General features: G+C 71.1%; 18 protein-coding genes and 1 pseudogene. 8 read left to right on the top strand and 11 right to left on the bottom strand.

What is annotated here, in order from left to right; genetic code table 11:
- Positions 1–172 precede the first annotated feature (172 nt).
- Positions 173–1,117, top strand: a pseudogene (locus EAS64_RS45710) (FUSC family protein); the annotation flags it as partial.
- Positions 1,118–1,204: 87 nt separating this feature from the next.
- Here the strand turns inward: EAS64_RS45710 and EAS64_RS09340 are convergent.
- From EAS64_RS09340 to EAS64_RS09310, 7 genes are all read right to left on the bottom strand, one after another.
- Positions 1,205–2,731 (bottom strand): carboxylesterase/lipase family protein, encoded by a 1,527-nt coding sequence (locus EAS64_RS09340; RefSeq protein ID WP_246115606.1) that lies wholly within the window; start codon positions 2,729–2,731, stop codon positions 1,205–1,207.
- Positions 2,724–3,659 carry an SDR family NAD(P)-dependent oxidoreductase gene (locus EAS64_RS09335; RefSeq protein ID WP_145852544.1) on the bottom strand — a complete coding sequence of 312 codons (936 nt, stop codon included), beginning with the start codon at positions 3,657–3,659 and terminating at the stop codon, positions 2,724–2,726. The genes EAS64_RS09340 and EAS64_RS09335 overlap by 8 nt, the downstream gene beginning before the upstream one ends.
- Positions 3,660–3,778: 119 nt before the next feature.
- Entirely contained in the window at positions 3,779–4,303 is a 525-nt protein-coding gene (locus EAS64_RS09330) for a hypothetical protein (RefSeq protein ID WP_222849158.1), read from the bottom strand.
- An 11-nt stretch (positions 4,304–4,314) separates the two neighbouring features.
- Positions 4,315–5,118: an ArsR/SmtB family transcription factor gene (locus tag EAS64_RS09325; RefSeq protein ID WP_246115605.1), complete on the bottom strand. Its 804-nt coding sequence runs from the start codon at positions 5,116–5,118 to the stop codon at positions 4,315–4,317.
- 57 nt (positions 5,119–5,175) lie between these two features.
- A complete protein-coding gene (locus EAS64_RS09320) occupies positions 5,176–5,901 on the bottom strand; it encodes an SDR family NAD(P)-dependent oxidoreductase (RefSeq protein ID WP_145852543.1) in 726 nt (241 codons plus the stop codon).
- A 268-nt stretch (positions 5,902–6,169) separates the two neighbouring features.
- Complete coding sequence (locus EAS64_RS09315) at positions 6,170–8,635, bottom strand: ABC transporter permease (RefSeq protein WP_145852542.1); 2,466 nt, start codon at positions 8,633–8,635, stop codon at positions 6,170–6,172.
- A complete protein-coding gene (locus tag EAS64_RS09310) occupies positions 8,632–9,321 on the bottom strand; it encodes an ABC transporter ATP-binding protein (protein WP_145852541.1) in 690 nt (229 codons plus the stop codon). The genes EAS64_RS09315 and EAS64_RS09310 overlap by 4 nt, the downstream gene beginning before the upstream one ends.
- A 162-nt stretch (positions 9,322–9,483) precedes the next feature.
- Between EAS64_RS09310 and EAS64_RS09305 the strand changes: the two genes are divergently transcribed.
- Positions 9,484–10,911 carry a sensor histidine kinase gene (locus EAS64_RS09305; RefSeq protein WP_145852540.1) on the top strand — a complete coding sequence of 476 codons (1,428 nt, stop codon included), beginning with the start codon at positions 9,484–9,486 and terminating at the stop codon, positions 10,909–10,911.
- Positions 10,908–11,672, top strand: coding sequence for a response regulator (locus tag EAS64_RS09300; RefSeq protein WP_145852539.1), 765 nt, complete (start codon positions 10,908–10,910; stop codon positions 11,670–11,672). The genes EAS64_RS09305 and EAS64_RS09300 overlap by 4 nt, the downstream gene beginning before the upstream one ends.
- A 27-nt stretch (positions 11,673–11,699) precedes the next feature.
- Here EAS64_RS09300 and EAS64_RS09295 read toward each other — a convergent pair whose 3' ends face one another.
- Positions 11,700–12,143 (bottom strand): group II truncated hemoglobin, encoded by a 444-nt coding sequence (locus EAS64_RS09295; protein WP_145852538.1) that lies wholly within the window; start codon positions 12,141–12,143, stop codon positions 11,700–11,702.
- A gap of 90 nt (positions 12,144–12,233) precedes the next feature.
- Here EAS64_RS09295 and EAS64_RS09290 point away from each other — a divergent pair, with 90 nt between their 5' ends.
- Positions 12,234–12,965 (top strand): GNAT family N-acetyltransferase, encoded by a 732-nt coding sequence (locus EAS64_RS09290; protein ID WP_145852537.1) that lies wholly within the window; start codon positions 12,234–12,236, stop codon positions 12,963–12,965.
- On the opposite strand, the gene EAS64_RS09285 is transcribed toward EAS64_RS09290, so the two are convergent.
- Positions 12,911–13,873 (bottom strand): proline iminopeptidase-family hydrolase, encoded by a 963-nt coding sequence (locus EAS64_RS09285; protein ID WP_222849157.1) that lies wholly within the window; start codon positions 13,871–13,873, stop codon positions 12,911–12,913. The two genes, EAS64_RS09290 and EAS64_RS09285, sit on opposite strands and share 55 nt — an antisense overlap.
- Before the next feature lie 73 nt (positions 13,874–13,946).
- Here EAS64_RS09285 and EAS64_RS09280 point away from each other — a divergent pair, with 73 nt between their 5' ends.
- Positions 13,947–14,852: a thioesterase family protein gene (locus EAS64_RS09280; RefSeq protein ID WP_145852536.1), complete on the top strand. Its 906-nt coding sequence runs from the start codon at positions 13,947–13,949 to the stop codon at positions 14,850–14,852.
- Here the strand turns inward: EAS64_RS09280 and EAS64_RS09275 are convergent.
- Both EAS64_RS09275 and EAS64_RS09270 read right to left on the bottom strand, forming a co-directional pair.
- Positions 14,743–15,975 carry an IS110 family RNA-guided transposase gene (locus EAS64_RS09275; RefSeq protein WP_145850865.1) on the bottom strand — a complete coding sequence of 411 codons (1,233 nt, stop codon included), beginning with the start codon at positions 15,973–15,975 and terminating at the stop codon, positions 14,743–14,745. The two genes, EAS64_RS09280 and EAS64_RS09275, sit on opposite strands and share 110 nt — an antisense overlap.
- Before the next feature lie 297 nt (positions 15,976–16,272).
- A complete protein-coding gene (locus EAS64_RS09270; RefSeq protein ID WP_145852535.1) occupies positions 16,273–17,076 on the bottom strand; it encodes an alpha/beta fold hydrolase in 804 nt (267 codons plus the stop codon).
- 253 nt (positions 17,077–17,329) lie between these two features.
- Here EAS64_RS09270 and EAS64_RS45705 point away from each other — a divergent pair, with 253 nt between their 5' ends.
- From EAS64_RS45705 to EAS64_RS09255, 3 genes are all read left to right on the top strand, one after another.
- Positions 17,330–17,482, top strand: a complete 153-nt coding sequence (locus EAS64_RS45705) for a hypothetical protein (protein ID WP_246115604.1) — start codon at positions 17,330–17,332, stop codon at positions 17,480–17,482.
- 104 nt (positions 17,483–17,586) lie between these two features.
- Positions 17,587–18,423 carry an SAM-dependent methyltransferase gene (locus EAS64_RS44610; protein WP_246115603.1) on the top strand — a complete coding sequence of 279 codons (837 nt, stop codon included), beginning with the start codon at positions 17,587–17,589 and terminating at the stop codon, positions 18,421–18,423.
- A gap of 64 nt (positions 18,424–18,487) precedes the next feature.
- Entirely contained in the window at positions 18,488–18,997 is a 510-nt protein-coding gene (locus EAS64_RS09255; RefSeq protein ID WP_145852534.1) for a nucleotidyltransferase domain-containing protein, read from the top strand.
- Positions 18,998–19,013 lie beyond the last annotated feature (16 nt).

Below are 19,013 nucleotides of genomic sequence, written 5' to 3'. Positions count from 1 at the left end.
TTTAGTTCACTAGTAAAATACTTAGTACACTGGTAAACTAAATTGCGTGACGACACTGCCCTTTCCCGCCGCAGGCCTGCGGGCGGCGCTGCCCGGCGCGCGTCATCTGGTCCGGGCCAACTCGTCAGCCGGCGCGCACCGGGTCGCGGTCCGCGCCGGGATTTCCGTGGCCATGCCGCTGCTCGTGCTGTGGCTCGTCGGCCGTCTCGCCTGGTCTCCGTACGCCGCCTTCGGGTCGTTCGCCAGCCTTTACGGCCGCGACCTGGGTCATCGGGCGCGGCTGCGGATGCAGCTCCAGGCTGGCGCGGCGCTCACCCTGGCGGTCACCATCGGCACCGTCGTGGGCTGCTCCCCCGGTCGTCGCTGGCTGGCGGTCATCGTTGTCGCTTGCTGTGCAGCGGCCGGCTCGCTGGCCGGCGACGCGGTCCGGCTGCGCTGGCATCCCGTGGGCCCGCTCTTCATCGTCTTCGGCTCGGCGGCCCTGGCGACCCGCGCCATGTCCTCCGGCGACATCTCGGTCGCTTTCGCCGTCGCGGCGGGCGCGGCCCTGCTCGCGGCGGCGATCGGCACGGCAGGACGGTTCCGCCCGGGTACCCGCCAAACGACAGCCCGGCAAGGGAGCGCCCCGCAAGCGATAGCCCGGCATGCGACAGCCCAGCTAATAACCGCCCGTCCAGTGCCAGCCGAGCCGGCATCAGCCCAGCCCCGCTGGCAGTGGCGGCACGCTGCCCGTTACGCCGTGGCAGTGCTGCTCGCGGGCGCCGCCGCCACCGCGGCCGGCATCGGCCACCCGTACTGGTCGATGGTCGCCGCCGTGGCGGCGGTGACCGGTGCGGACACCACGGCACGAATCACCCGTGCCGTGCAACGGGTGGCCGGCACGCTCGCCGGAGTCCTCGCCGCCGCGGCGATCCTCGCCCCGCACCTGCCGGTTCCCATGCTCATCGCGGTCATCGCGGTCCTGCAGGCCGCGACGGAACTGTGCGTCGGGCGCAACTACGCGCTCGCGGTGATCTTCCTGACCCCGCTCGCCCTGGCGATGGGCACCCTGGCGCAGCCGGTCGGCACCTGGACGCTGCTGCACGACCGCGCGATCGAGACCGTCCTCGGCGCGGTCATCGGCGCGGCGATAGTCCTCGCTGCGCACGTCCGCCCGCCCGGTCACGCTCACCCCGACCGCGCTCACCCCGATCAAGCGGGACGGTCAGCGGATGCCGTCCCAGAGCGCTCGCTCGTCTCCGGCCGGGTCGTCGACCGCGTTGACCGTCTCGGCGAGCAGGCCGGTGGTGCGGCGGTCGGTGTCGTAGGGCGCCCAGCCGGGGTCTCCGTGCGCGATGAAGTCGACCCAGACCCGGTGCACCCGGTCCGCGACCGCTGCTGAGGGCGCGTCACCGACCAGGCCGCGTGCCGTCGGCCGGTCGATGGTGCCGAAGACGTAGGGGATCTCGACCGCGTGGCAGGCGCCGAGTCCGCCGTTGGCCTGCGGCGCGGGCCAGTCGAACCGGTACATCCAGGTTCCCGCCCCCGTCGAAACGGCGGCGCGAGCACGAGCACGAGCCTCGGCCACCCGGATCGCGGGCACGCGGAAGAACCAGTCGCTGATCACCGCGGCCAGCACGTCACCGGGGCTGGCGCCCGGCCGGTTAGCGAGGTACGTGTCCACACCGGACGCGGAAAGGCCATACGCGCCCGCGCCCGCGGCCAGAGTCGGTTCGTCGATGAGATCGATCGTGCCTGGCGCGACGAAGAACAGCCGCGCCTCCTCAACGTTCGACCCGATCAGCAGCGGAACGCTTGAACCGCGGCCCGCGGCGAAACCGGCGAGCGGGGCGTCGGGCAGCACCGCGCCGTCGACGGTGGGCGCGAACGGCAGCAGGCTGAGCGCCAGTTGCCCCCACTTGGCCGGGTCCGGGGCCGTCTGTACCTCGACCACCAGGTCAGACGCGGCGCGCACCAGCTTGTCGAGCGGCACGGCCTTGACCGACTCCCGGTCCACGGGGACGCCGAGCGCGTCGGCCAGGTAGCCGGCGACCGTGCGCGCCTGCTGGGTGGTGAGCGTGTGCGCGCCGGCCCCGCTCTGCGCGATGGCCTGCGCGAACAGGCCATCGGCGAGCGGCATCGACAGCAGTGTCGTCACGCTCATCGCCCCGGCCGACTCCCCTGCGACCGTCACCCGGGCAGGATCGCCGCCGAACGCCGCGATGTTGTGCCGCACCCAGCGCAGCGCCGCGAGCTGGTCGAGCAGGCCGAGATTGGCGGTGTTTTCGCCAAGGGGGTCGTCGAGGAACAGGAAGCCCTCGGCGGCCAGCCGGTAGTTAATGGTCACGCACACCACGCCGTCCCTGGCGAAGGCCGTGCCGTCGTACTCGGGGACGGAGCCCGACCCGTTCATGAACGACCCGCCGTGAATCCAGACGAGTACGGGCAGCCCCGCCGCGCCTGGGTCCGGCGTCCACACGTTCAGGTTCAGGCACTCGTCCCCGCCGATCACCACCTCGGGGAACAGCCGCTCGTACTGCGGCGGGTAGTCCCCCTTGGGCACCGTCGGCCCGTACGCCGTCGCGTCGCGCTCGCCCTGCCACGGCGTGACCGGCTGGGGCGGCCGCATCCGGTTGACCCCGAACGGAGGCGCCGCGTAGGGGATGCCGAGGAACGCGCACACGTTCCGCTCCGCCTTGCCGCGCACGATACCGTCGTTGACCCGGACCACCGGCCGCGTCATCTCACTCATCCGGCGTGCCTAGAGCCCGCGGCAGGTCCACGTCGGCGAACCACTCGGCGGCCGCCCTCGACATGTCTTCTCCGTCGGCGCCGCTCGTCGCCGCGGCCAGTTTTTCGTAGTCGTAGGCGTCCTCGGGGCGAGCGCGGACGTACTGGTCGAGGCGGTGCGCGTCCTCGCCGACCAGGATCCGCCAGGCCCCGGAGCGCACGCCGTCGAGGATGATCGTCGCAGCGCCCGCCGCGGACAGCGGCGCGCTGTCGTAGAAGCCCTGGTTCGCTTCCTTGGCGTCTGCCTCTGGCACGCCGAAGGCCATCATCGAGTTCCCCACGATGTTGGTGGCGATGTGGCCGGGCATGACGAGCGCCACGCGTACGTTCGGCGCGCTGATCCGCAGGTCTTCGATGAGCGCCTCGGAGAACCCCTTCACGGCGAACTTGGCGGTGGAGTACGCCGTGTGCGGCACGCCCGCGCCGAGCGACGCCCAGAAGCCGTTGACGCTGCTCGTGTTGACCAGGACGCCCTCGGGGCTGCGCATGAGCAGCGGCAGGAAGACGCGGGCGCAGTGGTACACGCCCCAGAAGTCGACCGCGAACACCCGCTCCCACATCTCCGGCGGGTCGTTGATGAAGCTGCCGCCGCCGCCGAGCCCGGCGTTGCTGAACACCAGGTCCACGTGATCGGCCCCGTGCGCGGCGAGCGCGTCGTCACGGAACCGCGCCACCTGCGCCGCGTCGGCCACGTCGCACGCGTGCGCGGTGACATTGGTGCCGTCAGGCGCGCCCGCGCGGGCGAGGGCCACCGTCTCTCGCGCGGTGTCCTCGCGCACGTCGCACGCCGCGACGGCGCACCCTTCCGCCGCGAGCTGGATGACGAGTTCCCTGCCCATGCCGGAGCCGCCTCCGGTCACCACGGCGAACTTGCCTGCGAACGTGTCCATGCGACCGCCTCCCGCAGCAAGCGTAACAACGCCGGTCCCGCACGGGAATCCGTCGCTTCGCGTTACTGCCGGTCACCATCGGCATGATCCAGAACGGGTTCGCGGCTCCCCCGTGCCCCTCAGCTCCGCCCGCAGGGATCGCGGCCGTGGCTCCAGGCGGTGCCCTCACAGCAGGGCGAGCAGCTGCTTGGTGTGCCCGGGCAGCTCGACGCTGGCCAGGCCCGTGAAGATGTCCCGCAGCGGCACTGGCTGGTCGAGCAGGACCTGGCGTTGGATAGCAGCAGGGTGGGCAGCAGCGTGTCGAGCTCGGGCTCCGTCAGGATCGGCCCGCCGTGCGCGCACAGCGCGTCGCCCTGGCTGCGGATGCGATCGGCGAGCCCGGCACTGCCTCCGGCGAGCGAGATGACGCGGTCGATGCGCCACGGATCGAGCGCCGTGCGGTTGTCGTAGGTGGCCAGGACGCCGGATGCGACCGCGGAGGCGGCGGCGATGGTGGCGGCGCTGATCAGCGAGACGTGCGCCACAATCTGCGCGGCGTCCCATTCGCCGGACGGCGGCCCGTCGCTCACGGCGCCTGAGCGTGTCACGAGGGCGGCCGCGTCGAGGAACGCGTCGTAGGCGTCCCGCAGCGGGGTGGTGTCCATCGGTTCTCCTGTCAGATATGGGCGGGAGACATCTCCCACGGCGCCTGCGGCAGCACGTCGCCGGTCTCAAGCAGTGACTTGAGGTTCGCGAGCACCGCCGGCCAGCCGCGCGAGATGCCGCCGAGCATCTCCTGGTCGGGCAGGTTCTCGTGGGTGACGGTGAGCCGGACGATGTCCTGGTGCGGCTCGACGAGGAAGGTGACAACCGACGGCTCCCTGGACGGCTCGCTGTCTGGGGCGTCGTCGAAGGTGATGACGAGCCGCGTCGGCCGCTCGGTCGCGATCACCTTGCCGACGACGTCGACGGCGCCGGAACCGTCGGTGCGCCGGTGCTCCCACGGCGAGCCCGGCTGCCAGTCGGAGACGTTGGCGTGCCCCCAGTACCGCGCCGTCAGGTCCGCGTCGGTGAGCGCCTCCCAGACCTGTTCCGCCGTCGCGCGGATGTAGGTGACGTACACGTAGATGGGAACGGTCGTGCTGGTCATGCCGTACTCCTCTGCCTGGTTCTTGATCGCGCTGAGCGCACGCAGCCGGGGCTCGTCGAACGCGGAGATCCAGCGCTCCCCGATCTCGTGGATGGGCGCCGGGTTCAGGTAATGCAGCCGCTCCCGGCCGCGCCGCACGACGGTGACGAGGCCGGCCTGGACGAGGACCTCGAGATGCTGCGTCGCCGACTGGCGGGCCATCTCGAGGCGCTCGCATAGCTCGCCGAGGGTCTGGCCGTTGCGCTCACGCAGCCGGTCGAGCAGCAGCCGCCTTGTCGGGTCGGCCAGCGCCTTGAAGACCTGGTCCAGCGCAGTCGCTTCGGAACTCACGCCTTCATTATGCAGGTAATTACCTGCATAATGTCAAGCGCGGCGCGGCCCGCTGGCTCACCAGACGAACTGCTGCCCGCCGTCGATGTCGTAGGTCGCGCCGGTGAGGGCGGTGTTGGTCATCAGGTGAACCGCGAGCGCGGCCACGTCCGCGGGGGTCACCACCCGGCCGATCGGCAGCGTGCGCCGCAGCTCCTCCCTGCGCTCCTCGAGCTTGTCGCCGAGCAGCGTCGCCGACAGTGGCGTGTCGACGAAGCCGGCCGCGATCAGGTTGGCCCGCACCGGCGCGATCTCGAGCGCGAGCGCCGCGACGAACGGCGGCAGCGCGGCGGTCGCGGCGGAAACGATGCCGAGGCCGTGACCGACCCGCCGGCCGCCGGTGCCGCCCATGAACAGCAGCGTGCCGCCTGGCCGCATCTTGGCGACGGCGTTGCGCGCGACGTCGAGCCCGAGCGCCACGTGGTCGCTGAGCAGGTCGCGCACCTGGTCCGGGTCCATCTCGAGCAGCGGCGCGTAGCGCGGGCCCGCGGCGGTGACGAGCACGTGGCCGATCGGCGCGTCCAGGCTCTTGAAGAAGGCCGCAAGCGCCGCCGAGTCAGTGGCGTCGAACGCCGCGGTCCGCGCCGCGCCGACCGATGCCGCCGCCTCCTCGAGCCGGCCGGGATCGCGGCCGGTGAGGATGACGTCGGCACCCTCGGCGCGGGCGCGGCGGGCCGTTTCAAGCCCGATGCCCGCGCTGCCGCCGATCAGCACCACGGTCTGTCCGGCCAGGTCCGGTGTCATTGACAGTCCTCCGTTCGGGCGGTGAGCGGCTTCCCCACTGCGCCGCTCGCGTCGTCACGGTGCAGCATGCCCACCGCGGGCAGGTCTTCCCCACCCGCTTTCCGGGTTAAGACCTCTGGGCTCCGTACCTGCATATCGGTCCGTGAACCGCGACCGCCCGGCCCCGCGCCGGGGGAGGGTAGGGGCGCGGGACCGGGCGGAGCATGAACGAACTCTCTTTTTTGTTCGCCGTTCGGGATGAGCGGGTTGTTATTCGGTGTGCGGGTGTTTATTCGGTGCGCAAGGCCGCGGCGGTGCGGGAACGGGCGGCCCATGAGGCGGGCGCCAGGGCGCCGGCGACCGCGATGACCAGCCCCGCCAAGGCCAGGCCGATCATCTCCGGCAGCGAGAACACCGACATGACGGATCCCGGGAGGTCGGAGTTGGCCGCGTGGGCCATCGCCGGGAGCACGTTGTGGTGCAGCAGGATGCCGGCCGGGACCGCGACGATGCCCGCGACAAGGCCCGTGACGGCGACCGAGCAGACCACCATGGTGAGTGCCTGCGCCGGCGTCATGCCGAGGGCCTTGAATACGCCGATGTCGTGGGCGCGCTCGCGGATCTGCAGGGCGACCGTGTTCAGCACGCCGAGCCCGGCCACCGCGATGATCAGCAGGGTGAGCATGGCGATCAGGGTGGTGATCGCGATCAGCGCCCTGTCGCCGCCGTGCGTGCCGACGTTGTACCCGTCGCCGAGCGCCGCGCCGAGGCTGCTCGCGTAACTGTCGGCGCTGACGCCGGGCTTGAGCGAGACACGGTACGAGCCGGTGCCGCTGGCCGCCGGGTCTATCGCGGCGAGCGTAGCAGGCGACATGAACATGTTCACGTCGTTGCCCGCCGCGAAAACCTCGCCGACGATCATGGCGGTGACCTTCTGGCCGTCACTGATCATCGTGTAGGTGTCGCCCACAGCCAGCGAGGTGTCGGTGAGGAACAGCGTGTTGACGTCCACCTCCCGGACGCCAGGCGACTGCGAGTACCACCGCCCCGAGATCAGCTGCAGGCCGGACCGGGCCGGGTCGGCGTCGCCGTAGGCGGTGACCGACACGCCGTTGCTTGAGTTGGTGAGGCCGGGAAGGTTCAGGTTGTCGTCAAGCTCGGTCAGGTAGTGCAGCGTGCCGGGCTGGGCGTCGATCGCCGTGACGATGGCGTGCCGCTGCGCCGCAGTCAGCTGCTGCTGGCCGACGATGGTGATCTTCTTGCCGCCCGGCGGCTTGCCGGATACGCGCGGCGGGGTCTGGCTTGGCTTCCCGCCCTGGCCGCCTTGGCCGCCCTGCCCGCCCTGATCGGCGGTTCCGCCGGGCGGCACCGCGTTGACCTGCACCGGCAGCCGCACCCCGTCCGACAGGTCGCTGTAGACGCGGTTCAGCGACGACGCGAGGCCCACGCCGAACGTCACCGCCGCCGCGCCGAACAGCACCGCAACCACCGTCACCAGCGTGCGGCCCGGCCGGGCGGCGGGTGTCGCCAGGCCCAGGGTGACCGGGCGCGGTACGCCGGTCAGCCGGGCGAGCGCCCGCTGGGCGAGGAACCCGTGCCGCGGCCGCGGCGCGCGGCCCGTCGCGATCGCCTGCACGGCGGACATCGCCCCGGCCCGTGACGCCGGGCCGACCGCCGCGGCGACGGTGAGCAGCATGACGATAAGCGGCACCGCGACGTCAACCCAGAACGGCACGCCGAGCACACCGACCTGGTACACCTGCGCGTTCTGCCGGTACAGCGGCGTCGCGAGCAAGTTACCGCAGACCACCCCGGCGATCGCGCCGATGACGGCGGGAACCGCGACGAGCAGCACGTAGCAGCCGACCACCTGGGCCGGGGTGAAGCCGATCGACTTGAGCACGCCGATCCGCGTGGTGCCCGCGACCACCGCGCCGCCGACCACGTTGACGACGATCAGCACCGAGATGACCAGCGCGATCACGCCGAACGCGATGATGAACGGCACCCACGGCGCCACGTTGGACTGCTCGGACTGGCGGACGGCCAGGTAGGAGACCGTGCCGAGGACCGCGCCCTTGGGCAGTGCGGCTGTGACGGCGCCGATGTCGGCGGCGATGTCGGCGCTGCTCGCGCTTGACGCGAAGCGGTAAAGCAGCTCCGCCTGGCCGACGGCGCTGCCGCTCTTGGCAAGGACGCCCATCTCGGACGGCAGCACCCAGCCGTCGGCGGTGTTGGTCACCGAGTTCGCGATGCCAACGACGGTCAGCGTCTGGCCGCCGACGGTCATCGAGGAGCCGACCTGGCCGGGTCCGCCCGCGTTCACCGAGAGCACGACCTGGTTATCGTTCGTCGGCCAGTGGCCCTGCTGCAGGGTGAGGTCGTCGACGGGACCGCTGGGCGAAGAGCGGCCGACGAAGGTATAGGGGACCCCGATCGTGCCGTTGACCTGGGGAATGCTGACCTGCGCGGTGACGCTCTGGCTCGGGAACGGCCCGGCGACGGCGGTGACGCCCCGCACGTGCGCGGCGTTCGCCAGCTGCGCGGCCGAGGCGGCGGAAGTGTCCACGGTGACGGCCACGTCCGCGCCGCGCTGCGCCGCGAACGCGTTGTCGAAAGGGCTGTGCGCGTCCACGAGCATGCCGAGGGCGAGCGTGGACGCGGCGGTGGCGACGAGGACGACGAGGCCGATAATGATGGTCTGGAGCCTTCGGCCGCCAAGCCCGCCGCGGGCGGCGCGGATCACCGCGTTCATGACGCCGCGACCGCCGTGTCCGAGGCGACCCTGCCGTCCGCGATGTGGATGACCCGCCTGGCATACCGCCTGGCGAGCTCGGGACTGTGCGTCACGACCACAAGCGTCTGCCCGGCCGCGTTCAGCTCGAGGAGCAGCGCGCCGATCTCGTCTCCGGTGGCGGAGTCGACCGCGCCGGTCGGCTCGTCGGCGAGCAGCAGCGACGGGCGGTTGATCAGCGCACGGGCGATCGCCACCCGCTGCCGCTCGCCGCCGGACAGCCGGGCCGGGTAGGCGTCGCGGCGGTGTCCGATCTTGAGCGTGCCGAGCAGCTGGTCGGCCCGCAGCCGCGCCTCACGCGCCTTCACCCCAGCTAGCTGCGCGGGCAGCAGCACGTTGTCGCTCACCGTCATGTCGTCGAGCAGGTTGAAGAACTGGAAGATCATCCCGACCTGCTTGCGGCGGAACCGGGCGGCACCGGCCTCGCTGAGCATGTCGACCCGTTCGTCGCCGACTCTGACCGCACCGCTGGTGGGCCGGTCCAGTCCGGCGATGACGTTGAGCAGCGTCGACTTGCCGCTGCCGGACGGCCCCATGATGGCGACCGCCTCGCCGGCGTCAATCCGCATGCTTACGTCGTCGACGGCGGCCGCGGCGGCGCCGTCGTAGCGCTTGGTGACGTTCTCTAGCTGAACGAGGGTGTCCATGAGGCGAAGCTAGCGGCGCCTTGCTGTGGTGCGCGTCACTCTGAGTACTGATCATTTCTAACGGATTCGGCTGACTCCCGTCCGCCCGTCATCCTCCGGATGTAGCCGGGTATACGCACATCGGTGGATGCTGTTGGCGGGATTAGCGGCCACAATGATGAGGTGACAGGACGTATCCGCAGGCTGCTCGCCTTCTTCGGCAGGGCGGAAGCACGCGAGCCCGAGCCGTCGGGCTGGGCGCTCGCGTTTGACGCCGCGGTCGCCGTGGGCGCGGCGGTCGGCGCTGTCTATGAGATGGCGGAACGTTCGCTGACGCAGGCGGTGATCAAGCCGGGCCCCGGCGCGATCGAGCTGGTGAGCCCGTTCGGCGCCCGGATGCTGGTGCCTGTCAAGATGCTGTTGCCGCCACCGGGGACGCACGCCTCGGCCGTCATGATCCTCGCCGCCGCGATGACGGCGCTGCCGCTGGCCGGGCGGCGGCTGTACCCCATCACGGCGTGGCTGGCCATCATCGCCGCGATCCTCATCGTGCACGCCGCCTACGTGCCGCCGGTCGCGCTCGGCACCGCCGTGTACGCCGCCTACAGCGCGATCACGCACAGCAAGTACCGGAACCTGGCGATCGCGGTGGTGGCCGTGGCAACCATCGCCGTCGCGGCCGCGCTCGGCAACACGCTGCCGCGGTTCCCCGGGCGGCTCACCGCGATCTTCGCGATCCTGCCCGCCGCCGCGGCGGGGCTTGGCATCCGGGTGCTGCGCCGCCGCCTCGCCGACTCCACCGCACGGCTCGACCGCGCCGACGCCGAGGCCCGGGCCGCGACCGAGCGAGCGCTGACGGCCGAGCGGTCGAGGATCGCCGCAGAACTGCACGACGTCGTCACGCACAACGTGTCGGTGATGATCGTCCAGGCGGGCGCGGCGCGGAAGATCATGGCCTCCTCTCAAGCGGAGGCCGAGGACGCGCTGCTCGCCGTCGAGGCGACAGGGCGTGAGGCGATGACGGAGCTTCGCAACCTGCTCGGCCTGCTCAGCCCGGCGGCGGACGGCGCCGACGCGATCGACTCCCCCGTTGCCGGCGCTCATGTTGCCGGCTCCCCTGTTGCCGGCTCCCGCGCGGCATCGCCCCTACGCCCGGGTGCGGCGTCTTCCGCCGCGCCGGCTCCGGCCGCGCTGCGTCCGCAGCCGCGGCTCGGCGAGCTCGACGCGCTAATCGGCCGGGTGTCCGCCGCGGGGCTCGCGGTCACGCTCTCCGTCAGCGGAGAGCCGCGGCCGATACCGCCCGGCGAGGACCTGGCCGCCTACCGGGTGATGCAGGAGGGGCTGACCAACGTGCTGCGGCACGCCGGCGCGGCGACCGCGACGGTGACCGTCGACTGGGGCGAGAACCTGTCGATCACGGTCGCCGATGACGGGCGCGGTGCCGCCGTGGACGGCGCGGCCCCGGGCGCGGTGCCCGGGCGCGGCCTGCTCGGGCTGCGGGAACGGCTAGCCCTGTACGGCGGTGAGCTGACGGCGGGGCCGCGGCCGGCGGGCGGCTGGCAGGTCCGCGCGGTGCTGCCGCTGGCCGGCATTCCTGTGGCCGGCCAATGAGCAGCGAATACAGCATCTTCAGCGAGCCGCAGGACGCAGGGCCGCCGACGGTGGTGATCGCCGACGACCAGGCCCTGGTGCGCGGCGGATTCCGGCTGATACTCAAGGCGGCGGGGATCGAGGTGCTCGCGGAGGCGGCCGACGGCGAGCAGGCGGTGGCTGCTGTCCTCGAGCACCAGCCGGACGTGGTGCTGATGGACGTCAGGATGCCGGTGATGGATGGCATCGAGGCGACACGGCGCATCCTCGCGTCCGGTGGCGGCGGGCCGACCCGGATCATCATCCTGACCACGTTCGACCTCGACGAGTACGTGTACGCGGCGCTCGCCGCGGGGGCGAGCGGCTTCCTGCTCAAGGACGTGACGCCGGAGCACCTGGTGGCCGCCGTGCGACTGGTCCGCACCGGCGACGCCCTGCTCGCCCCGTCGATCACCCGCCGCCTTGTCGAGCGTTTCGCCGCCTCTCCCGGGGGGCCGGCCGCGGACGAGGCGGTGCCCGGCACGGCCAGCCGCGGAACCGGCAAGCCGGGCACCGCCGCCGGTTCCGGCTGCGACCTGTCCGCGCTCACCCCGCGCGAGCTCGAGGTGCTCGGCCTCGTCGCCCGCGGCATGTCCAACGCCGAGATCGCGGCGGAGCTGATCCTGTCCGAGGCGACGGTGAAGACGCACGTCGCCCGCATCCTCACCAAGCTCGCCCTGCGCGACCGCGTCCAGGCCGTCGTGCTCGCCTACGAGACCGGCCTCATCTGCCCCGGCGGCTAGCACGCTCAAGACGTTTCGCCCGAATTATTACTCGGGCCAGACCCAGGCGGGGACGGCGCGGATGGGGTGCAATTCGTCGTCGCTGCGTGCCCGCGAGTTCCGCTGCGCCACCTGGGCGCCGAACTGCACGTGCCCGCGGACCGCCTGCCGGAACGGCGCGTCGTCCGGCAGGCCCGCCTCGTCCAGGGCATCCAGGTACAGCGAGACGAACCGTTCCCGCTGCTCATCAGTGATGTTCAGGTTCCGGTGGACGTCAATGATGTACTGGAAGCCGAGTTCGCGGGAGAAGCGGTCCGGGCCGCCGAACGACTCGGCGGTGAACCAGGTCAGGTGGTCGACGTGGGTGGGCACCCGCTCGGTGAACAGCGTGCGCAGCACCGGATCGGCCAGCGCCTTGTCGTAGAACAGCTCCTCGAGGCGGTGCAGTGCCTCGTCACCGCCAGCATGCTCATACAGGCTCTCCGTAGGCATGCCCTCATCGTAGGCGGGAAATCGGCTGGCGGGCCCGCGGGCCCCTGTGGTCAGATGGCGCTCGGGCACACATGGAAGGGGAACGAGGCGATGAACACGGCCGCGACGGTGCTGCCGCTGCTCGGGCTGCGGATCACGGCGGGTCCTGTCGAACTGCGGGGCATCACCGACGACCTGCTCGGACCGCTCGCCCAGCTGGCGATCGACGGCATCCACGACCCGGACTTCATGCCGTTCACCTTCCCCTGGTCGCTGACCGAGGCTCCGGACATGCCGCGCAACGTCGCGCAGTACCACTGGGGCAAGCGGGCCAGCTTCTCCCCCGCCGCGTGGACCGCCGACTTCGCGGTCTGCTACGACGGTGAGCTCGTGGGCGCCCAGGGATTCAGCACGAAGGATTACCTCATCGTGCGCGGCGGCGAGACCGGCTCCTGGCTGAGCCGCCGGTTCCAGGGGCGCGGCATCGGCACGGCGATGCGGCAGGTGATCTGCGCGTTCATCTTCGATCACCTGGACGCGGAGTACATCACCTCCAGCGCATTCCAGGACAATCCCGCCTCGCTCGCCGTCAGCAGGAAGACCGGCTATGTCGACAACGGCACGGAGCGGGTGAACCGGCTCGGCAAGCCCGCGTACCTGCACCGCATCGTGCTGGAGCGCGGCGGTCTCGTCCGTTATGAGCACGAACTGACCGTGCAGGGCGTTCCTGAGTTCCGGCGGTCGATCGGCCTGGATGCCCCCGCCGAGGAGCCGACCGCGTTTACGCGTTACGCGTTACGCGCGGGCAGGTCACGCAGGAACGCGATCAGGCCATCGAAGTAGGTCTCCTGGTCGTCGTACATTGCCAGGTGGCTGCCCTCGGGGCAGTACAGGTACCGGCCGGCCGGCAGCTGGCCCGCCATCATCTCCATGTGCGCCGGGTCCATCGTGTCGTAGCGGGCGCCGATGACCAGCGTCGGCACCTCGATCGTATGCAGGTCGGCGACCCGGTCCCAGCGCGCGAGCTTCGCGTCCGCGCTCATGCCAAGCTCGCTCGGGCCCTGCATCGGCACGTAGATCTTCTGGTTGATGTGCGCGAAGCCGCGCACCACGGGCTCGGGCCAGTCCTTGGCCGGCATCCGCAGCGTGTGCAGCTCGTAATGGTGCGGGACGAGCAGCTCCATGTAGCGCGGATTCTCGATGTCGCCCGTCGCCTCAAGCGCCTTGATCTCCGCGAGCACGCCCTGGTCCATCTCGGGCATCAGCACCTGCTCGGCGTAGGCGGTGTAGTCAGGCGCGCTCGCCATCATGTTGGAGATCACCAGTCCGCGCAGGTGCTCCTGGTGCGCGAGTGCGTACTCCATCGCCAGGATGCCGCCCCACGACTGCCCGTAAAGGACGAAGTTCTCGCGGGCCAGGCCGAGCGCCTGGCGCACCTGCTCCACCTCGTCGACGAACCGGTCGAGCTCCCACAGCGAAGGCTCGTCCGGCTGGTCGCTGAATCCGGAGCCGAGCAGGTCGTAGTGGTAGTACTCGATGCCCGCGCCCGGCAGGAAGCTGTCGACCGCCTCCAGGTACTCGTGCGTGGCCCCGGGGCCGCCGTGCAGCAGCAGCACCTTCAGGTCCGGGTTGTTGCCCACCCGCTTGGTCCACACGGTGAACTCGCCGCGCGGCGTCTGCACGGGGATGCGGCGCGCGCCGCCGCTGATCCGGTCGGCGCGTCCCGAATAGTCCAGGTAACGATCGCTCACGCTCAGCCCCGCTCTCCGCCCCGGCCGCCCATCTGGCCAGCCGGGAACTCCATCGCCACCGTAGCATTCAGGCGTGACGGACAGCTTTTTCGTGCCTCTCGGCGATGACAAGTGGCTGGCGACGGCCCGCACCAGGGGACCGTGGGATCCGGGCGCGCAGCACGGTGGGCCGCCGAGCGCACTGCTCGGCCGTGCGATGCAGCGCTGCGAGCCGCGGGCGGACATGATCGTCGCCCGGTTCACCTGCGAGATCCTCGGGCCGATCCCAGTCGGCGAGCTAACCGTCAGTGCCCGGGTGGCCCGTCAGGGGCGCAGCGTCGAACTGCTCGAGGCGGCCCTGCACGCGGGCGGGCGCGACGTCGCCCGGGCCAGCGCCTGGCGGGTGCTGCGGGCCGACGGCGCCTCGGTCCCCTCCCGGCTCCCCGTGACAAGCGAACTGCCCGAGCAGCCGACGATTCCCGCCTTCGGCGCCGTGAAGGACGGATTCCTGTCGGCCATGGAGTGGCGGGCGGTGCGCGGCAGCTTCCGCGAGCCGGGCCCCGCCACCGTCTGGGCCCGGATGCGCTATCCTCTGGTCCCCGACGAAGAGCCGAGCCCGCTGGAACGGGTGCTCATCGTCGCCGACAACGGCAACGGCATCTCGTGGGAACTCGACATGAAGCGCTGGCACTTCATCAACCCGGAGCTGACCGTGCACCTGCACAGGGAGGCGGTCGGCGAGTGGATCTGCCTGGATGCGCAGACCGCGGTTTCCCCCGGCGGCGCCGGGCTCGCCAACTCGGTGCTCTCCGACTTCGACGGCCCGGTCGGCATCGGCGCGCAGAGCCTGCTCGTCGCGCCCCGGGTTAGACATCCCAAGGGCTTAGATGTCAAGCTGCGAGGGGTTCGGTGTTTGCGGCGCCTGGCCAGGCGGTTGCCTCGTCGTAGCGGGTACCGGTCTTCAGGCAGCCGTGCAGGATGCCGACGAGGCGGTTGCTGAGCTGGCGGAGTGCGGAGTTGTAGCCGAGGCCGCGGGCGCGCTGCTTGTCGTAGTAGGCGCGGGCTCCTGGTGATGCGCTCAGCGCGGAGAGGGCCTGGGACTGCAGGGCGTCGGCTGGCCGGTCGTTGCGGATGAACCGTGCCAGGACGACCTTGCTGCGCCCGGATGCGCGGGTGATGGGGCTGGAGCCGGCGTAGTTCTTGCGGGCCTTGGCGGAGGCGTAGCGGCCGGGCGCGTCCCCGAACTCGGCGAGCACCCGGGAGCCGTTGACGGTACCGATGCCGGGCTGGGACAGGTAGACCTCAGCGTCCGGGTGCTGCAGAAAATGTGCCTCCACCTGGGCTTCCAGCTGCGCGATCTGCTCGTTGAGCACGGTCAGGACGGCGACGGCGGCCTGCACGGCCGCGGCGTAGGCGGCGGTGACCTGGGCGGGCTGGGCCAGCTGCGGGACGCGCAGCGCGTCCTTGATCGCGGCGGCCCTGGCGGGCACGTCGCGGCGGCGGGCCCGTCTCAGCGCGGCGCTGACCTGAGCGAGAGTCAGCTTCGCCGCGGCCGCCGGATCAGGGGCCCGGGCCAGCAGCTCCAGGGTGTCAGCGCCGGTCAGGCCCAGGCCGGCGAAGGCCGCCAGCGCGGCGGGGAAGAACTCCAGCAGCGCCGAGCGCAGCCGCAGGGTATGCCGGGTGCGTTCCCAGATCAGCGTCTGGTGCGCCCGGGCGACCACCTTGATCGCCTGCCCGGCGGCGGTGTCGGCAGCCACGGCACGCAGCTGGTGCCGCTCAGTGCGCACCATGTCGGCCAGGGCGTGCGCGTCGGCGGCATCGCTCTTGGCCCCGGACAGGTTGTAGCGTTCCTTGAACCGCGCGACCTGCTTGGGGTTGAGCCCGTACACCTGGTAGCCGGCCGCGGTCAGTGCCTGCACCCACAGTCCCCGGTCGGTCTCGATCGCCACGACCACCTCGCCGGGATCGCCGTCCTGGCCCAGGTGCGCGGCGATCAGCTCATGCAGCCGGGCGATCCCGGCCGCGCCTTCCGGCAGCCGCCGGGCGGCCAGCTTGCGGCCCGTCTCGTCCTGGATCTCCACATCGTGGTGATCCTCGGCCCAGTCATCCCCGACGAACAGCAACGTCTCAGTTCTCCTCGCATCACGACCACGAAACGACCGGCCACGGCAGCCTGCGGGAGAACGGCTCGCACCCTAATGGATCAGTGCTCACGCCGCGAACGGCGGGCACGACAGCCCAACAGCGGTCATGTCTCCCGGACTCACTGGCAGGGGCACGGTCTAACCCTAGGACTCACGTGCTCCTGGGGGTGTGCAGTGCTCACCCGCCAGCGGCTGCCGGACCGAGTCTGCACCCCTGCGAACTCCCGCTCCTCACGGGGCTGGTGTTCTACGCGGGACTGACCCGGCTAACTCCCATTAGGAGTGGCGGGTTAGGAAGTCCAGCGACTTCGCGTTGAACTCCGTCACGTTCTCGTAGATCGGCGCGTGCGAGCAGTCCTCGAACACGACGAGTTCGGAGTTCTTGATCGCCTCGGTGAGCGGGCCCGCGAACCGGGTGGAGGTCACCGCGTCATGCCGCCCGAAGGTGATCTGCGCAGGCGCCTCGATGAGCCCGAGTATCCCCGTCGCGTCGTGCGCGATCACGGCGTCCGACTGGCGCAGGAAGGCGGGGATGGGCGGCATCGGACGGCCGCGCACGAAGTCGGCGAGCCCGTCGATGTACTCCGGTTTCGCCGCGTACAGCTCCGGGGTGAAGCACCACGGGAAGATGGACTGGATCACCATGTCGGTGGTGTTGCCCAGAGCCGTCGCCGCGGTCTGCCAGCCGCGGACGACCACCCGCAGGAACTCATCCGACGCGGTCCAGCAGCTGTGCAGCGACAGCGTTTTCACCAGGTCCGGGTACTTGGCCGCGAGCCACAGTCCGGTCGCCGCGCCCAGGGACAGACCGCTGACGTGGGCACGGCCGATCCCCGCGGCGCGCATGAACGCCGCCACGTCGTCGGCGAACAGTTCCGTGCTGTAGCGGCCCTCCGGCTTGCCCGACAGGCCGGCGCCGCGCAGGTCCACGGTGTAGCAGGTGAACCGCTTGGCGTAGTCCGCCACCTGGAACGCGTAGCAGGCCTGGTCGGCGGCCAGGTACGGAATGAGCACAAGCGGCTCGCCCTCGCCCTGCACCTCGTAATAGACCTCGATATCGTTCGCTTCGACGTACGGCATCGTCGCCTCCACGGATACGGCGGCACCGTTGCCGCCCGCTATGGGACGACGCTAGCCCGGCAAGCCGGAATCCGAAATGATTCCGGCATGAGCATTCTCGGCACGATGCTGAAGAACCGGCGGGCCGGAGAGGCCGACCTGGCGTGGAATCTCCCCGGGCTTGACGGCCGGCAGACGCTCGGCCTGTCGAGCGAGGCGTTCGCGGACGGCACGCCGATTCCCGTGGAGTACGCGGCCAAGCGGGCAGGCGGACGTGAGGTGTCTCCGCCACTGTCTGTTCGCGCTCGGCACGCCCGCCGTGACCGACGAAGCGCAGGCCGCGCGCGCCAATCCGCGCGCGATGCTCGACGCGGTGCGCGCCCCGGTGCTCGCCCGCGGGCGCCTGACCGGCAGCTTCGAGCGGTAGGCGGCCTTCGCCGCGACCGCGGGCGTTTCCGTGACAGCAGCCGATGCCTTCGTGCGCTACATTGCTGTCGCAGGGGCAACATTCGAATAGCGAGGAATGCGACGTTGGCGGCTGCAGACGGGCCCGTGCCCGAGACGGCTTCCTGGGACCTGGGTCCCGACAGCCGTCTTGATATCAGCGTGGCGCACATCGCGCGGGTCTACAACTACTGGCTTGGCGGCAAGGACCATTTCGCGGCCGACCGGGCAGCGGGCGAGGCCACGATCGGCGTCTATCCCGGCATCCAGCAGTCCGCCAGGGCGAACCGGGCGTTCCTCGCCAGGGCCGTGCGCTACCTGGCCGAGACCGAGGGCATCCGGCAGTTCCTCGACATCGGCACCGGGCTGCCGACCGCAAACAACACGCACGAGGTCGCCCAGGCCGCCGCGCCGGACAGCCGCATCGTCTATGTGGACAACGACCCGCTCGTGCTCGCCCACGCGCGGGCGCTGTTGACGAGCACCCCGCAGGGCGCCACGGCCTACCTCGACGCGGACCTGCGCGACACCCGCAAGATCCTTGAGCAGGCGGCGGGCGTTCTGGACTTCGGCCAGCCGGTCGCGATCATGCTCATCGCGATCCTGCACTACATCCCGGACCTGGGTGAGGCGCGCGACATCGTCGCCCGGCTGCTCGCCGCCGTGCCCGCCGACAGCTTCCTGGTGGTCTCGCACGCGGGCAGCGATCTGTTCCCCGACGAGATCGCGGCCTTCGAGAAGAACCTCAACGATCACCTGCCGGGCGATACGCACGTGGCACGGCCGCGCGGCCAGGTGTCCCTGTTCTTCGAGCACACGACCCTGCTCGAACCCGGCGTGGTGCGGGTCAGCGAATGGCGGCCGGAAACCGCCGAGGAGGCCGAGAGGCCAACGACGCTTTGGGGCGGCATCGGGCGTAAGTAGGACCGACCGTGCTCGCCGGTTAATAGGTTGCGATCCGGCGGTACCACGCCGCTACCGTGGTGGCGTGGAAGCCGGCGACGTGATCCAGGTGCTCGACGCGCTCGACGCGGCCGGCGTGCGGCACTGGGTGGGCGGTGGCTGGGGTGTGGCCGCGCTGGCCGGCCGCCAGACCCGTGCGCACCGCGATCTCGATCTGAACGTAGACGCGGAAGACCTCGACCGCGGCCTCGCGGCGCTCGGCCTGCTCGGCTACGTCACGGAGACCGACTGGCTGCCGAGCCGGGTGGAACTGCGGGCGCCGGGCGACCGCTGGGTTGACGTCCATCCGGTCGCCTTCGACTCAGCGGGCAACGGCAGGCAGCACGACATGGACGGCGGGTTCTTCGAGTATCCGCGCGGCGTTCTCGTCCGCGGGCTGATCGGCGGCCGCGTCGTCGGGTGCCTGTCGGCCCGGCAGCAGCGCCTCTTCCACAACCTCGGGTACGAGCACCGCCCCCAGGACGTGCACGACCTGGCCCAGTTGGACCAGCTCGAGGCCGGCGTCAATCCCGGACCTGGGAATTTCTCATCCTGAGAACCGGTTACCCTTG

It is taken from the genome of Trebonia kvetii (assembly GCF_007827045.1).
Lineage (GTDB): Bacteria > Actinomycetota > Actinomycetes > Streptosporangiales > Streptosporangiaceae > Trebonia > Trebonia kvetii.
Note: the sequence above shows the minus strand (reverse complement) of the source record. Positions and strands in the feature narration are given on the sequence as shown.

Bases quoted from the DNA above. Each gene is read 5' to 3' on its own strand.
- EAS64_RS09315 (WP_145852542.1), bottom strand. From the start codon at position 8,635: ATGAACGCGGTGATCCGCGCCGCCCGCGGCGGGCTTGGCGGCCGAAGG.
- EAS64_RS09320 (WP_145852543.1), bottom strand. From the start codon at position 5,901: ATGACACCGGACCTGGCCGGACAGACCGTGGTGCTGATCGGCGGCAGC.
- EAS64_RS09340 (WP_246115606.1), bottom strand. From the start codon at position 2,731: ATGAGTGAGATGACGCGGCCGGTGGTCCGGGTCAACGACGGTATCGTG.
- EAS64_RS09335 (WP_145852544.1), bottom strand. From the start codon at position 3,659: ATGGACACGTTCGCAGGCAAGTTCGCCGTGGTGACCGGAGGCGGCTCC.
- EAS64_RS09270 (WP_145852535.1), bottom strand. From the start codon at position 17,076: ATGCCGTACGTCGAAGCGAACGATATCGAGGTCTATTACGAGGTGCAG.
- EAS64_RS09295 (WP_145852538.1), bottom strand. From the start codon at position 12,143: ATGCCTACGGAGAGCCTGTATGAGCATGCTGGCGGTGACGAGGCACTG.
- EAS64_RS09330 (WP_222849158.1), bottom strand. From the start codon at position 4,303: ATGGACACCACCCCGCTGCGGGACGCCTACGACGCGTTCCTCGACGCG.
- EAS64_RS09300 (WP_145852539.1), top strand. From the start codon at position 10,908: ATGAGCAGCGAATACAGCATCTTCAGCGAGCCGCAGGACGCAGGGCCG.
- EAS64_RS09290 (WP_145852537.1), top strand. From the start codon at position 12,234: ATGAACACGGCCGCGACGGTGCTGCCGCTGCTCGGGCTGCGGATCACG.
- EAS64_RS09310 (WP_145852541.1), bottom strand. From the start codon at position 9,321: ATGGACACCCTCGTTCAGCTAGAGAACGTCACCAAGCGCTACGACGGC.